We start from the raw sequence: 17,252 nt of genomic DNA, 5'->3' as shown, positions 1-17,252 counted from the left end.
CTTAGAAATAGCCTTCTTGCTTTTTCTTTTCCATCGAACCTGCTTCATCATGGTCAATCATACGACCTTGACGTTCAGAACTGGTGGCTAAAAGCATTTCTTGGATAATTTCAGGTAATGTTGTTGCCGTTGATTCAACTGCACCTGTCAACGGGTAACAGCCCAAAGTACGGAAACGTACCGATTTCATTTGTGGAACTTCACCTTCTTTTAAACGCATACGTTCATCATCCACCATGATCAACGTACCACTACGTTCAACAACTGGACGTTCAGCTGCTAAATACAAAGGTACCAAAGGAATACTTTCTTGGTAGATATATTGCCAAATGTCTAACTCAGTCCAATTTGACAATGGGAATACACGGATACTCTCGCCTTTATTGACTTTACCGTTATAAAGATTCCAAAGCTCTGGACGTTGGTTTTTAGGATCCCAACGATGTTTAGCATCACGGAAAGAATAAACACGTTCTTTTGCACGTGACTTTTCTTCATCACGGCGTGCACCACCAAATGCAGCATCAAACTGATATTTATCCAATGCCTGTTTTAAGCCTTGGGTTTTCATAATATCAGTATATTTTGAGCTACCATAATCAAATGGGTTTACGCCTGCATCTTTACCTTCTTTGTTTTGATGCACGATCAGATCAAAACCGTGTTCTTTTGCCATGTTGTCACGGAATTTAATCATGTCCTTAAACTTCCAGCCTGTGTCGACATGCAACAGTGGGAAAGGAAGTTTAGCAGGATAAAATGCTTTTAAAGCAAGATGCAGCATGACAGCTGAGTCTTTCCCGATTGAGTAAAGCATCACTGGATTTTCAAACTCAGCAGCAACTTCACGGATGATATGAATACTCTCAGCTTCAAGCTGTTTTAGATGAGTAAGTCTTTCCTCAGATATAGGCATTGACAGCACCAGCTCACAAAAACGTGTACTTATTACACATATTAAAATTTATATTCATTATAGTGATTTACACCTCAACCCTTTTGCTTGTTTTTTTATATTCATATATAAAAACATCATAAGCAACAACAAGAGATCGGTATGACCACACAAATTATTGCGCTAGAACAGATTGATTTTGAGCAATGGCTCCCACTTTGGCGCGGCTATTTAACATTTTATAAATCACAACTCAGTGACGAACAAATAAGATTATCTTGGAAGCGAATCACAAATCCTGAACAAACTGATATGTTTGGTTTTGCCATCAAAGTAAATGGACAAGTGGTTGGCTTTGTACATTTGATTGCACATATGAGCATGTGGACAGATTTACCCTATTGTTATCTACAAGATTTATTTGTGGATGAAGCTTTTAGGAATCAAGGTTTAGCACGACAATTAATTGAGCATTGTTATCAGGTCTGCGCAACAAAGTTTGACCGTGTTTATTGGCTCACTCAAGAATCCAATATTAGCGCCCAACACCTTTATGATCGTATTGCGAGTAAAACAGGATTTATCCAATATAAAAAAGCATTAGCATAAAAAAGCTCACCTTTTTCAAGTCAGCCTTTAAAAAAATTGAAGATCTGCATATCAAATAATTCAATCTAAAACTAAAAATCGCTTCTTTTGTAAAAATTTTAAAGAAGCGATTTTAGCTTAGTCCCAACTTATCAAACTGTATATGCTTAAAATTAGTATATACAGCCGATAACTCAGGGCTTAATGGCCGAATAATGCTTTATCTAAAGGAATTTCAATTCCTACAGAAGCACCTGCATCATTGCCATGTACATCAGAATCACTCACCCAACCATTAATTTTTAATGGCATGGTCGGTTTAATATAATGTGTCCAAGTTAAATCTAATGCTTTAATTTTGTCTTTTTCTGGGAAGGCTAAATTAATTTCATGATCTCCAAATATTCCTGCCGATTGGTTGACTTTGGCATAGATTGCACGTCCAGATAAACGATTCATCACATCAAAACGAATATTTCCGCCTACAGAAATCATTTCTCCATCACCACCCATTGCATGTCCCAATGGGAAGCCATGCTGATAATAACCATCTCCGTAAACACGGTGGCCATAAGAAATACCTAATGGATCACCATTTGTTGTTGTATCTGCCCATTCAACATAAAGCTGGTATGGCATGTTTTTAAAACTTGAGGAATAATCGGTACCGGCTAAATACATTTTTTTTGAAGGTAGCATGCCTGCTTCATCTTCTCCCACATACTGTCCATATACACTGACGGGGACATTTAATAACGTTTGTAAATTTAAACGGGCATCAAAACCTGCGATTTGATTAGATTTGTCTTCATCACCATTTTCAAAGTTATCATTCCCTTTTATAGCATTCCATAATGAATCCCAATTCTCTGGACGTCCCTCACCCCCCCATTGTAAAGTACGTGAAGCGCCTAATTCTAAATAGGGCAATGGTTGTGCTGTTAAACGAAATCCTAGTAATTTGGCATCTGGAACGGCTTTATAATCATCTAACTGCCCAGCAAATGCTTGATATTGCCAAGGACCAATCCAAGACAACCATTTAGATTCAAAAGCTTTTTGTTCAGCACGCTGTGCTGTAAAACCATAAACTGGACGGCTGGCATCACCACGAATCAAACTACCATCATGTCCTGGCCCCCAATATGTTGGGATTTGACCCGCAATAACCCATTGATTCCACAACTTCCCTGCAATATATGAACCTTCCACATTGACATCATGACCATTGTCAATGTGCGGATCTTTTTCACCATTCACACGAAGCTTTGCATCCCAGTTTTCACCGCCTGCATTAAATTCTAATGAACCCACATACTGTGCTTTTGCACGATCCCCAAAAGCTTGAGGAATATTTTTTTGATCGGTTTCGGCAAATAAACCTAATTTTGCGGTTTGATTATCCGCTTTTAATGCATTTTGAATTGAATCAATAACTTTTTGTTGTGTATTGTTTAAAACTTTTGCTTGAGATAAGGCACGTTGAATTTCATCCCCACTCATTGGCCAAGTCGATGTACTGATTTGAATCACACCTTGCTGATTTAACCAGTTCAAATCTGTGCGAAGATCTTCATTATTTAATACGATTCCCTGTGCAAATACAGGTAAAGACATTCCAAGTAATACAGCAGCACAAAGTGATTTTCTTAAATACATGCTCATTTTTCTCAAGTTTGATTTACAACCACACCTTAATTTTTTTATAAGTTTTTTTCAATGGTGAAATTGTGTTATTCATATTTTAAAATTCCATTATCCAAATGAAAATGAGTACACCGAAGTGCACTCATTTTCTTTTAAATTCAGATAATAACGATCATTCAGCTTTTAAAATAATCGCCATCTCTAACTTTTAAATTAAAATACTTTTAAAAATAACCAGAATAAACCGCCCGATAAACAAATCGTTGCAGGTAAGGTAAAAATCCATGCAGAAAGAATCGTTTTGACTGTTGCAAAATTCAATCCAGTTTTATTGGCAACCATGGTTCCCGCAACCGCACTGTTGAGTACATGAGTCGTTGAAACGGGTAAACCAAAACCATCTGCAGCAGCGATTGTCGACATTGCCACAAGTTCAGCAGACATCCCTTGACCATAGGTCATATGATGTTTACCAATACGCTCGCCCACAGTAACCACAATACGTTTCCATCCCACCATTGTTCCTAAACCCAGTGCCAATGCCACAGCAACTTTTACCCAGTTTGGAATATATTGGAGGAAAGAATCTAAGTTTTTGCGATATTCTTTTACCACTTTGCCCTGAGCTTCATCCATTTTTGGAAGTTGATCCGCTTTATCCAAGCGTTTAAAAGCCGTGGTGCTTAAGTACATATCATTGCGTAATGAAGATACTTCAGCTTCTGGGATATCTTTTAGATCACCAAATTTACCAACACGCTCGCCCAAATGATCAGTCAAACTGGCCAATGCAGGAACAACTTCAGGGTTCATTTCTTTGGTTTGGATAAATTTAGTGATGGTTACACGTGCTTGTTCATCTGGAATATCAGCATGTTGTGCATAAATTGCCGTCGCAGTTTGACCAGACAATTGTGAGAATGACTGTAAATGCTGTTGGTCTAAACCTCTATTCAACGAATAAGCCAGAGGCACAATACCAATCAAAATCAGCATGATTAAACCCATACCTTTTTGACCGTCATTTGAACCATGTGCAAAGCTTACACCAGTACAAGTGAAAATCAGAATCGCACGGATCAAAGGTGGTGGTGGCTTATTGCCTTCAGGGGGTTGGAACAACTCAAGTTGTTTTTTAAATATTTTTTTAACAATCAAAAATACAATTGCTGCAAATGCAAAACCAATCAAAGGAGAAAACAGTAATGCTTTACCCACTTTAAGCACTTGATCCATGTCTACACCACTTGCACCCGTTGAAGCGTGCAAAATGTAGTTCATGATGCCTACACCCAAAATTGAGCCAATCAAGGTGTGAGAGCTTGATGCCGGAATACCTAAGAACCAAGTCCCTAAATTCCACAGAATCGCCGCAATCAGCATGGCAAAAACCATAGCAAAACCAGCGCCACTGCCTACATTCATGATCAATTCAACAGGCAGTAATGCAATAATTCCATACGCAACTGCACCACTGGCAACCATTACCCCAAGAAAGTTACAAAAGCCTGCCCACATCACTGCTACAGGTGCAGGCAATGCATTGGTATAGATCACGGTTGCTACAGCATTGGCTGTATCATGAAAACCATTTACAAACTCAAAACCCAAAGCGATAAATAACGCTGTCGCTAAAAGAATCACTGAATAAAGGCTTAACGGTGGAACATGTGCTAAATCTGCACTAACTTGCACCCCAATATAAATCAAGGTAGCAATGATAATCGTCAGAAACACCGGCATAAAAAATTTCGGTGTAGGTACATGGACATTCGTCGATTTAGCAGCTTGAGACGATTGTGCAGAATCTGAGACGGGAGGTAAATTCGAATTCATGCAGAAAGTTAGCGAATATTAGAATGCGCTTATTGTTCAATTAAATTGTGACAATTATATGACAAATAGAGGTCATATAAAGTGAAATTTATAATTATTTCACTTCAGTATTTCGCTATACAAGCGACAAAATTAATATTTTTATTATTTATAATTAGTATCTTACACCAATAAAATCCATACATTTTTTACAAAATATTATATTTCAGACTGAAATAATATTTGTAATATTTCAGACCAATTTAAGCTATTCATCATTTGGCATTGCTATTTTTCATGAAATTTATGACAAATTGATGAAAAAACAAACATGCTGTTAAGTTTATTTTTAAATATTTTCCCATAAACCCTATTTATCAAATCTATACAAGTTTAACCCCAACAATCTGCCTTTCGCTAAAGTACCCAACATCAGCAATAAATCGCCTTTCATTGCATGTGGCAGTCCCATAAAGCGATCATCCGAACAAAGGTTCACACATTGTGAAAGGTTCACACATTGTGAAAAGCTGGCGCTAACACGCCAATCCATCGTGTACTTTTCAATGTCTAAGTTGCATAAAAAACTCAGCGTTTTATAAACACTGAGTTTTTGACTTAAGACCATCCCGAAAGCTGATCCTGAATGTAAATTGAATATTTATGTTAATTAAAATTATTTCCACTGATAGCCCATAGACACTGCACCACCAATATTGCTACGGCTGTCAGCAGAAGCACCCATTTTCCAGACGATTTTATTGCTGTCAGTAATGGCGCTCACCCCGATTGCCACAGCAGTTTCACCTCGGTAACCCGAAACACCCGCACTAACCATACTCATACCCGCTTCAGTCGGTTGTGGTAAGTTACCTACCGCCATCGCACCTGCGATACCTGCATAAGTATCGTTACGCAAGTCATCCATGTTTTTATTGGTGTCATAGAAAGCTTGTTCCAGATTACTTACCCGAGTATCTATAGCGCCCAAGGCATCCCCTACATTATGGAAGGTTCCCCCTGCGACATTGTAGGTGGGTGCACCAATCGAACCATCTTTGTTCAGTGTTGAGCCGCCACCTAAATGTTGCGCCACACTGCTATTGGTTTGGTGTAATTGTGAACCGTTAATGGCATCCGTAGAGGTTGAGCTAATTTCACCATTTGCTAAACCACTGACTTTATTGGTTGTCCCATCAATCGAGACTTTACCCACATTGACCTTATTCGCTGTAACTTGCTGTGCTGTGACTTGATTCGCAGTAACAGAATTTAACTGAATATCCTCTGCTAAAGCCACTTGATAGTTATTTGAACCATCCGCATTGGTACTACTGTTTACAACCGTGTTCTTACCTGCAGACACGCTGGTTTTAGCACCGGCAACCTGTCCATGTATTGAAGCAATCGCATCATGCACATTGTCTTTACCTGTATTTCCAATATTACTGGTTTTGATCGTTCCATCTGGATTAACTTTTGCATTTCCACCCAATGCATTTGCAACACTTTCAGCGGTGTCATGCAATTGACTACCATTAATGGCTTGATCAGAATCAGCACTCACCTTACCGTCAGCCAAACCACTGATGGTATTGCTTTGTGAATCAGCCTTAATATTACCCACCGTGACCGAATCAAAACTTACATCATCTTTGGTTGCAACTTGATAATCGGTTGAGCCATCTGCCTTAGTGGTTTTCGTTACTTCAGTATTTTTACCTGCACTTACAGTTTCTGTAGAACCTTTAGCTTCATTGGATTTAGATATTGCAGCCTTTAATTGTGCAACATTGACCGCGTCTGTATCTGTCGTACCCGCTGCTACACCAGTAATTTGACGAGTGATCCCCCTTGAGACATCTCCCACAGAAAATGCTGCTGCACTACTTCGCCATGTACTCCCAGTATTGCTAGAACCAAACCCTGTCAATGGATCAAAGCCAGCGATACCCGCCGCAGTATTAGCAACTGAGCCTTTACCAAGAGCAACACTACCTTCCAGTTCGGCACGTGTATCCGTTCCAATCGCAACTGCATCTTTACTCTTGGCCGATGAATTAAGGCCAAGCGCAGTAGCACCATCTCCTTTTGCACTCGCACCAACACCTAGCGCTACAGCAAGCGCTCCACTTGCACCATCATTATTATAATTACCCGCTTTGTTACCAGCATCATTGATACTCACATAATGAGTCGTATCCCCTGCACCAGCATAAAGTTTTTCAACCGCTTGGTTTGTGGCATATAATTGTGAACCGTTAATAGCATCTGTACTACTGGCACTAATTTCACCTGCAGCTACATTGATGATTTGACGTTCACCACCGACTTTACCGACACTGACGACACCATTGGCTGTTGATCCTACACCAGCAAAGGCATAATCCTCGCCATTAATGCTGACTTTATCTACTACAGTTGCTACACGATCTGTGGATGCGTTACCTAAGACCACACTGTTGGCTTGGGTCGTTGTGACATTATTGCCAAGGACTTGAGTATTATCTTTAGCAACATTATTACTCGCACCAATCGCTGTAGAGTTTTTACCAGTTACAGTATTCAAAAAGCCCACTGCGGTAGAAAAATCGGCTTTTGCAGATGCACCATCTCCAATAGCAACTGACGATTCACCACCCGCTAAAGCACGGCCTGCAGCTAAAGCATTTTTACCCGTCGCACCATCATTTTTGTAGTTATTACCTTGAGTACCACCATCATTAACACTGAAATAATGAGTAGAAGCCGCAGCCTGAGCTGCTTTAAGTTGTGATAGGTTTACTGCATCAGTATCTTGGCTTGCCGCTGCAACATTGGTAATACGGCGTTCTTTTCCAACCGTCCCCACTGACACTTCACCACCCGCCGCATTGGCTGCGACAATCGTAGTACCTTGTGGTACATAAGCAACTTCACTGTTTACATCACGAATCGCCTCGCTATTTGCACCCAAAGCAACACTGTTGCTAACCGTAGCCTTAGCCCCACTGCCTAGACTGGTTGTATCATCTACATTGCTTAGCCCCTGACCCGCTGCTCGACCCAAAGCGACATTACGGTTGCCTGTAACGTTTTCACCAGCCGAATCACCGAGGGCAATATTACTGTCACCCTTAACGTTTATACCAGCAGAATAACCTTCAGCCGTATTCTTATTACCTACAACGTCCTGACCTGCATAAGGACCCACTGCACTATTCATATCCCCCTTAGAATATAGACCTGTCATATAACCTAAATAATTGTTGTAACTACCTTTGCTACCGCCTGTTGCATACCCCACTGAAGTATTATAGCTTCCTGTAATATCCGTGCCTGATAATAACCCCATAGCTGTGTTTCCTTCACCAATGACATTAATACCTGACTTCACCCCAAAAGCTGAATTGTTACGCCCTTTGACATTACTACCTGCTTCTTGGCCAGTCGCAGTATTTGCGGTACCAATCACGTTGATACCCGACATTTTACCCAAAGCAGTGTTACCACTTCCCTCCACATTACCACCAGCCGAGTCACCCACAGCAAGGTTACTATCACCAACAACGTTTACACCCGCATTCATCCCTAATCCAGTGTTGTTATTTCCCGTGACATCACGACCTGCATCATCACCTAAAGCTGTATTTTTTTGACCTTTGGTATTTTTTCCACTATTCGATCCAACACTGGTATTCCAGCCCCCATCATTGTTGATACCTGCATTTAGACCAATGGCAATCGCGTTCTCACCAGTTGCACTCGCACCCACACCTACTGCTACAGCATTTTTACCTGTTGCCCCATCATTGTTGTAATTATTGCCTTGAGTACCACCATCATTGACACTGACATAATGAGTTGTATCCCCTGCACCAGCATAAAGTTTTTCAACTGCTTGGTTTGTCGCATACAATTGTGAACCGTTGACAGCATCTGTACTGCTTGCACTAATTTCACCTGCAGCAACGTTGATAATTTGACGTTCACCACCCACTTTACCGACACTGACGACGCCATTGGCAGCAGCACCCACACCTGCAAAGGCATAATCATCGCCATTAATCGTCACTTTATCTATAGTAGTTGCAACACGGTCAGTCGATTCATTTCCTAAAACGACACTGTTGGCTTGAGTTGTTGTGACATTATTACCGAGAACTTGAGTATTCTCTTGAGCAACTGTGTTTTTATTGCCTAATACAGTCGTATTCTTGGCATTATTCAGTGTATTTTCGTTCCCAAGAACACTATTTTTCTCACCACCAGTAACCGTATTACCAAAACCCGCAGTCAAAGACTTCATACTGTCTGTAATTTTATTAAACGCACCAACAGCTGAACTATATTCACTTGCACTTGAAATCTCGTTGGCAACACCCATACCTAAAGCACGACGACCTTGAATTGTATTATTGGCACCTAAAACTGTAGCTCGCTCTCCCTCAGCGATATTCCAAACACCAAATGCAGAAGACCATTGACCTTTAGTTTTATTCTCCGCACCGACCGCAATAGAACGATACCCCTCTGCATTGTTATAACTGCCTACTGCAACACCAGAAAAATCTTTTACAGTATTGTTAGCACCTAAAGCTATAGCCTCATTGCCTGTAACATTGTTATTGTGCCCAATTGCAGTACTAGAACTGGCCGTATTACTTAGGGAATTATTATTACCAATCGCAATACTATTTGCAGCATCGCTGGTGACATTACCAATAGCAATTGCATTCTCACCAGCCGCCTTAGCTCCGATGCCCACAGCTAAAGCATTTTTACCCGTCGCACCATCATTGTTGTAATTGTTAGCTTGAGTACCCTCATCATTAACGCTGAAATAATGTGTAGTTGTTGCAGCCTGAACTGCTTTAAGTTGTGATAGGTTTACTGCATCCGTATCTTGGCTCGCTGCTGCAACATTGCTAATACGGCGTTCTTTTCCAACCGTCCCCACTGATACTTCACCACCCGCTGCATTAGCTGCAACAATCGTAGTACCTAGTGGTACATAAGCAACTTCACTGTTTACATCACGAACCGCTTCACTATTCGCACCTAAAGCAACACTGTTACTAACAGCTGCCTTTGCGCCACTTCCTAGACTGGTTGCATCATCTACATTGCTTAGTCCTTGACCCGCTGCTCGCCCCAAGGCGACATTACGGTTACCTGTAACGTTATTACCCGCAGTATCACCAATAGCTACATTGCTATCGCCAGTAACACTATGACCAGACATCTGACCATAAGCTGAGTTACTGCTTCCCCTAACCCCATTGCCAGAGTCTAGTCCAGTCGCAGTATTTGCGCTACCACTTACGCTAAAACCCGACATCTTACCCAAAGCTGTGTTACTACTTCCTCTTACCTTTGCGCCAGCCGAATCCCCCACAGCAAGATTGCTATCACCAGTAACAGTTCCACCCGCATCAAAACCCAATCCTGTGTTTTTATTTCCCGTGACATCACGACCAGCAGCATAACCTAAAGCTGTATTTAAGTAGCCTTTAATATTTTGTCCACTGTTCGATCCAACACTGATATTCCCGCCACCATCATTGTTAGCGCCTGCATTTAGACCAATAGCAATCGCACTCTCACCGGTTGCACTCGCTCCTACACCTACAGCTAAAGCATTTTTACCCGTCGCTCCATCATTATTGTAGTTATTACCTTGAGTACCATCATCATTGATACTGACATAATGGGTTTGTCCAGCAGAGAGTTTTTCAACCGCTTGATTGGTTGAATAAAGTTGTGAACCATTTACAGCATCTGTGCTTGTTGCACTGACTTCACCAGAAGCAACATTGATGATCTGACGTTCAGCACCTACTTTACCTACACTGACGATACCATTGGCAACAGAGCCTGCACCTGCAACAGTATAATCTTCACCATTAATTGTGACTTTATCAATTGTTGTTGCAGCTCGATCAGTGGATTCATTACCTAACACGACACTGTTGTCTTGAGTTGTAGTAACTTTATTTCCTATAACAAAAGTATTATTTTGAGCAACTATATTGTTTGCCCCAAGCGCATAGACTCCAGTACCACTAATGTTATTACTTAGACCAAGTGCAGTACTTTCATTATTGGTTACCTTATTACTATTGCCAAAACTAAAGGATCCATTGCCTTTAATCATAGCATCCTGACCAAAAAGACCAGATCCAATACCATCAATATTATTGTTGTGCCCAATAGCTATAGTACGACCTCCGCCTCCCCATGTATCATATCTAGTAGTAATATTATTCTTTGTTCCAATTGCAATATTATAATCAGCCCCTTCAATACTATTTCCATAGCCTAAAATGCTCTGGTAAGCGCCTGACGGCGTTTTATTAGCACTACCTAAAAGTTGATTAAACGAACCTATTGTCTCATTATTATTTCCTATAATGGCAACTTCCGCACCTGCACTATAGTTACCCATTCCAACAGCGGTTGATCCCCCAAAATTAACCAAACTGTTATTCACTCCAAAGGCAACACCACCACTCGTTGCATTAACAAAATTGCCTGTACCAACAGCTATGCCATTATCGACACCAGAAACATTCCCCAAACCTATGACTACACTATTGGTACCATCTACTGTCGTTCTAGAATTCATGCCAATGACAACACTATTCTTCCCCAGAGCTCCATCATTATTATAGTTACCACTTTGCACACCACCGTCATTGACACTAACATAATGAGTTTCTGTGGCTGACTGAACCGCTTTCAGTTGTGCTACATTTACAGCATCAGTATCTGTTGTCCCAGCAGCGACATTTGTGATTTGACGTGTATTACCCACACTACCTACGCTGACTGCACCCAATGTAGATTGAGTTGCATTTATTGCATCTTTTTGTGACTGATTTGCACTGGTTGGCACATAACCTGCTACACCAGCTCCAGTATTTGCTACTGAATTTGCTCCAAGAGCAAGGCCATTATCAACTTCAGCCACACTTCCTGCGCCTACTGCTGTAGAACCTTGAGCACTGGCTTTGGCTCTGGATCCCATAGCCGTGGCATAAGCTTTACCAATCGTATCCGGGTCAGTACCTGCTGAAGGTTGACTAAAAGAATCTGTACCTGCGAGTGCACTATAACCATAGGCTGTACTTTCCTGACCGACTGCCAATGCACCATTACCCATTGCTGTGGCTAATTTATTGGCATAAGTACCTTGCCCCAAAGTTGTACCGTCAGTATAGGCAATTGCTCGATTACCGAGTGCCATACTATTAAAAGCTGTAGCTACAGTATCAAAACCTAATGCTATACTTTGGTAACCTGCTTGCGCATTATTACCAATCGCAACACCTTGTAAACCCGTCACATCGGCATTATTTCCAATTGCTACACCTGAAGCTCCAATACTGCTTGAATCAGGTCCAATGACGACTGATCCACTCGCAACAGCTCCATCATTATTATAATTACCGCTTTGCGTACCACCATCATTGACACTCACATAATTGTCAGCCGCTGCGGTCATACCTGACATAGTCAATGCTGAAACTACCAATAACGCACCTGCAACAGTTGTTTTAGCAGAAGATCGTTTACCCCGTGTCTTGGATACCTCAGAAATCGCACACCAAGTGCCTAAAGATTCATTCCAAACGATTTTATAGACCTTATTCATATTCTTATCTCACATTTATAATAAATTATGTGATTAAGTTAACACTTAAACTTGAAGTTTCAACATTTTTTTAGGCTTGTGCAAAAAAATCATGTATTCCCCTAAATGCATGATTTTTTAGAATGAATTATTTGAATTTTTTTAAATTGTCTAGATCAAAAATCTGTCATCAGGAAGTGTGTCAAGATTGGTACCTTGAAAGTCTACATTCTGATAACATATCGGCTATTTTTAAAATCCGATTTTATTGAGAGTTTTAATGTCCACGCTTACCACGTTAAAAGAGCTTCTTGCCAAACGCATCCTAATTATTGATGGTGCAATGGGAACTATGATCCAACGCCATAAACTGGAAGAAGCTGATTACCGTGGTGAGCGCTTTGCTGACTGGGCATCTGATTTAAAAGGCAACAATGACCTTTTGGTGTTAACTCAGCCACAAATTATTCAAGGTATTCATGAAGCTTACCTAGATGCTGGTGCTGACATTATTGAAACCAATAGCTTTAACGGCACACGGGTTTCAATGTCTGACTATCACATGGAAGATTTAGTCCATGAGATTAACTTTGAAGCTGCCCGTCTTGCCAAAGCTGCTTGTGAAAAATACTCAACCCCTGACAAACCACGTTTTGTCGCTGGGGTATTGGGACCAACATCACGTACCTGCTCTATCTCACCAAATGTGAATGATCCAGCATTTCGTAATATTACCTTTGATGAACTCAAAGAAAATTATATTGAAGCCACGCATGCTTTAATTGAAGGTGGCGCAGACATCCTTCTCATCGAAACGGTGTTTGATACACTAAACTGTAAAGCAGCAATTTTTGCAGTAAAAGAAGTCTTTAAACAGCTTGGCCGTGAATTACCACTGATGATTTCCGGCACAATTACTGATGCCTCTGGTCGTACCTTAACAGGACAAACTGCTGAAGCATTCTGGAACTCTGTGCGTCACGGCGATTTATTGTCAATTGGATTTAACTGCGCCTTGGGTGCAGATGCCATGCGTCCACATGTCAAAACGGTATCAGATGTTGCCGATGTTTTTGTTTCAGCGCATCCAAACGCTGGCTTACCGAACGCATTTGGTGGCTATGATGAAACACCAGAAGAAACAGCAGCTTTCTTAAAAGAATTTGCTGAAAGTGGTTTGATCAATATCACTGGTGGCTGTTGTGGTACTACGCTTGACCATATTCGTGCTATTTATAATGCGGTTAAAGACATCCCACCACGCAAAATCCCTGACATCAAGCCTGCATGTCGCCTCAGTGGTTTAGAGCCATTTAATATTTATGACGATTCATTATTCGTCAATGTCGGTGAACGTACCAATGTTACGGGTTCTAAAAAATTCCTCCGTTTAATCCGGGAAGAAAACTTTGCCGAAGCACTTGATGTTGCATTACAACAAGTGGTTTCAGGCGCACAAATCATTGACATCAATATGGATGAAGGAATGCTCGATTCGCAAAATGCGATGGTACATTTCTTAAATCTGGTTGCATCTGAGCCTGAAATTTCTAAAGTACCGATCATGATTGACTCCTCTAAATGGGAAATCATTGAAGCAGGTTTAAAATGTGTACAAGGTAAACCTGTCGTCAACTCGATTTCCTTAAAAGAAGGTTATGACGAGTTTGTCCATAAAGCACGTTTATGCCGTCAATATGGTGCAGCTGTCATTGTGATGGCATTTGATGAAACCGGTCAGGCAGATACTGCCGCACGTAAACGTGAAATCTGTAAGCGCTCTTATGATGTGCTCGTGAATGAAATTGGTTTTCCTGCGGAAGACATTATTTTTGACCCGAACGTTTTTGCTGTCGCAACAGGGATTGAAGAGCACAATAACTATGCAGTGGACTTTATTGAAGCAACAGGCTGGATTAAACAAAACTTACCACATGCCATGATTTCTGGTGGTGTGTCGAACGTATCATTCTCTTTCCGTGGCAATGAACCTGTCCGTGAAGCCATTCACTCTGTATTCCTTTACTATGCCATCAAACAAGGCATGACCATGGGGATTGTCAATGCGGGTCAAATGGCCATCTATGATGATATTCCTAAAGAGCTGAAAGCCGCTGTTGACGATGTCATTCTCAATCAGAATCAAGGTGACAGCGGTCAAGATGCAACTGAAAAATTGCTTGAAGTTGCTGAACAGTACCGTGGTCAAAGTGCTGCCCAAAAACAAGTTGAAAACCTTGAATGGCGTAATGAACCTGTTGAAAAGCGTCTTGAATATGCACTGGTCAAAGGGATTACCAGCTTTATTGATGAAGATACTGAAGAAGCCCGCTTAAAGTCCAAACGTCCACTTGATGTGATTGAAGGTCCATTGATGGATGGTATGAATGTGGTCGGTGACTTATTTGGTTCAGGTAAAATGTTCTTACCTCAAGTGGTCAAATCTGCACGCGTGATGAAGCAAGCCGTAGCATGGTTAAACCCGTACATTGAAGCTGAAAAGACAGGCAGCCAATCCAAAGGTAAAGTGTTGATGGCGACTGTAAAAGGCGATGTACACGATATTGGTAAAAACATTGTCGGTGTTGTACTGGGATGTAATGGTTATGACATTGTTGACCTTGGTGTCATGGTGTCTTGCGAGAAAATTTTACAGACTGCGATTGATGAGAAAGTCGATATTATCGGCTTATCAGGTTTGATTACCCCATCGCTTGATGAAATGGTGTTTGTTGCAAAAGAAATGCAACGCAAGGGCTTTAAAATCCCACTGTTGATTGGTGGCGCAACCACATCGAAAGCACATACTGCAGTAAAAATTGATCCGCAATACTCAAATGATGCAGTGATCTATGTTGCCGATGCTTCTCGTGCGGTGGGTGTTGCAACCACCCTACTGTCTCCTGAAATGAAACCTAAATTTGTCGATGAACATCGTGCTGAATACGAAAAAGTACGTGAACGTATTGCCAATAAGCAACCCAAAGCAGCTAAATTGTCGTATATAGAATCCATTGAAAATGGTCTAAAAATTGACTTTGCCGCCAATCCACCAGTAAAACCAAACTTTATTGGTTTGCAAACCTTGACCGATTATCCACTTGACACATTGGTGGAATATTTTGACTGGACACCATTCTTTATTTCTTGGAGTCTGGCAGGTAAATTCCCGAAAATTTTACACGATGAGATTGTCGGTGAAGCTGCAACTGATTTATATAATCAGGCTCAGGCGATGCTAAAAGACATTATTGACAATAAACGTTTCGATGCGCGTGCCGTTTTTGGAATTTATCCTGCAAACCGTTCAGCCGCAGACTCTGTTGAAGTCTTTAATGAAGATGGTCAATCTGTAACCCATACCTTCCATCATATTCGTCAGCAATCGGATAAAGTCACAGGTAAACCGAATTTGTCTTTGGCTGATTTTGTTGCAACCAAAGCACAAGCCGAAGACTACTTGGGTGGTTTTACCGTTTCAATTTTTGGTGCGGAAGAAATGGCGCATGAATATAAAGCTAAAGGGGATGATTACTCGGCCATCCTTGCTCAATCTTTGGGTGATCGTTTTGCTGAAGCGTTTGCAGAACATTTACATGAACGTATTCGTAAAGAGTTCTGGGGTTATCAGGCAGATGAACAACTCTCTAATGAAGAATTAATCAAAGAGAAGTATGTCGGTATTCGTCCTGCACCGGGCTACCCAGCTTGTCCTGAACATTCTGAAAAGGCGTCTTTGTTTGATTGGTTAGGCACCACAAATAAGATTGGTACACAATTGACCAGCAGTTTTGCAATGTGGCCACCATCAAGTGTCAGTGGTTTCTACTATGCCAACCAACAGTCTGAATACTTTAACGTGGGTAAAATAGCGTTAGATCAGCTAGAAGATTATGCAAAGCGTAAGAACTGGACCATGGATGAAGCCAAACGTTGGTTAGCGCCGAATTTGGATGACTCGATTGCTTAGATTTATTTAAATCTCCCCTAACCCCTCTTTTCAAAGAGGGGAACTGCGCGTCTCGATTGAATTACGTGAAAGCTCGTCCCTGAACAAGTTTAAAGTATTACTTTAAAACGAAGTGCAAGAAGGGAGGAATAGCTCGAATCGACGACCATCTTCCAATTCACGGCAGGTCCCCCTTTATCAAAGGGGGATTTAAGGGGATTCTAAATGCTGACTCGCCACATCAAAAACCTTCGAAATCACACTATCAATTTCCAGCAAAATTTTTCCATTATCAAATCTTAAGATAACTAAGCCTTGCTGAGTCAATGCTTCATCACGAATACGATCAGCCTCTAAACCCTCATCTGTATAATGCTGCCCACCATCGCATTCAATAACCAAATTTATAGCAGGACAGTAAAAATCGACGATGTAATTTAAAATCGGTTTCTGACGATAAAACTGTAAACCTAAAATTTGCTTGCGTCGTAACTTTGACCAAAGCAACAATTCTGCATCCGTCATATTATTCCTAAGATCACGAGACAGTTGTTTTAAGTTTTTGTTATAGGGTTGCATTGCTGTTCTTCTTTTTAAATTTATTTAATCTTTTCCAATTGCCCGTTCTTGCACTTCATTTTCAGCAAGCAATATTGCGAATCCAATACTATCTAAAATTTGCAACATTCACCTCTTAAAAAAGAGGGAAACTGCGATTGTAGCAGCGCAAAGGAATATTTTTA

The 17,252-nt window shown here is 40.9% G+C and carries 7 protein-coding genes; 2 read left to right on the top strand and 5 right to left on the bottom strand.

Translation table 11 applies throughout. The features are described 5' to 3' along the window. Position 1 precedes the first annotated feature (1 nt). The gene (cysD, locus tag MTO68_RS04430; protein WP_171066897.1) at positions 2-910 is read right to left on the bottom strand and encodes a sulfate adenylyltransferase subunit CysD; all 909 of its coding nucleotides are present in this window, start codon (positions 908-910) and stop codon (positions 2-4) included. Between the two features lie 147 nt (positions 911-1,057). Here cysD and MTO68_RS04425 point away from each other — a divergent pair, with 147 nt between their 5' ends. Then, on the top strand, positions 1,058-1,504 hold the full coding sequence (locus MTO68_RS04425) for a GNAT family N-acetyltransferase (protein WP_244015191.1): 447 nt from the start codon (positions 1,058-1,060) through the stop codon (positions 1,502-1,504). 180 nt (positions 1,505-1,684) lie between these two features. On the opposite strand, the gene MTO68_RS04420 is transcribed toward MTO68_RS04425, so the two are convergent. The 3 genes from MTO68_RS04420 to MTO68_RS04410 all read right to left on the bottom strand — a co-directional run bounded on the left by MTO68_RS04420 (position 1,685) and on the right by MTO68_RS04410 (position 12,581). Next, positions 1,685-3,142, bottom strand: a complete 1,458-nt coding sequence (locus MTO68_RS04420; RefSeq protein ID WP_244015189.1) for a capsule assembly Wzi family protein — start codon at positions 3,140-3,142, stop codon at positions 1,685-1,687. Between the two features lie 201 nt (positions 3,143-3,343). After that, positions 3,344-4,966, bottom strand: a complete 1,623-nt coding sequence (locus MTO68_RS04415) for an inorganic phosphate transporter (RefSeq protein ID WP_096733332.1) — start codon at positions 4,964-4,966, stop codon at positions 3,344-3,346. 655 nt (positions 4,967-5,621) lie between these two features. After that, the gene (locus tag MTO68_RS04410; RefSeq protein ID WP_244015187.1) at positions 5,622-12,581 is read right to left on the bottom strand and encodes a YadA-like family protein; all 6,960 of its coding nucleotides are present in this window, start codon (positions 12,579-12,581) and stop codon (positions 5,622-5,624) included. 259 nt (positions 12,582-12,840) lie between these two features. Between MTO68_RS04410 and metH the strand changes: the two genes are divergently transcribed. Beyond that, complete coding sequence (metH, locus tag MTO68_RS04405; RefSeq protein ID WP_244015185.1) at positions 12,841-16,530, top strand: methionine synthase; 3,690 nt, start codon at positions 12,841-12,843, stop codon at positions 16,528-16,530. A gap of 189 nt (positions 16,531-16,719) precedes the next feature. Here the strand turns inward: metH and MTO68_RS04400 are convergent, their stop codons facing one another. Then, a complete protein-coding gene (locus MTO68_RS04400; RefSeq protein WP_034611054.1) occupies positions 16,720-17,088 on the bottom strand; it encodes an endonuclease domain-containing protein in 369 nt (122 codons plus the stop codon). Positions 17,089-17,252: the final 164 nt, after the last annotated feature.

The organism is Acinetobacter sp. NyZ410, assembly GCF_022828975.1.
Classification (GTDB): domain Bacteria; phylum Pseudomonadota; class Gammaproteobacteria; order Pseudomonadales; family Moraxellaceae; genus Acinetobacter; species Acinetobacter guillouiae.
Note: the sequence above shows the minus strand (reverse complement) of the source record. Positions and strands in the feature narration are given on the sequence as shown.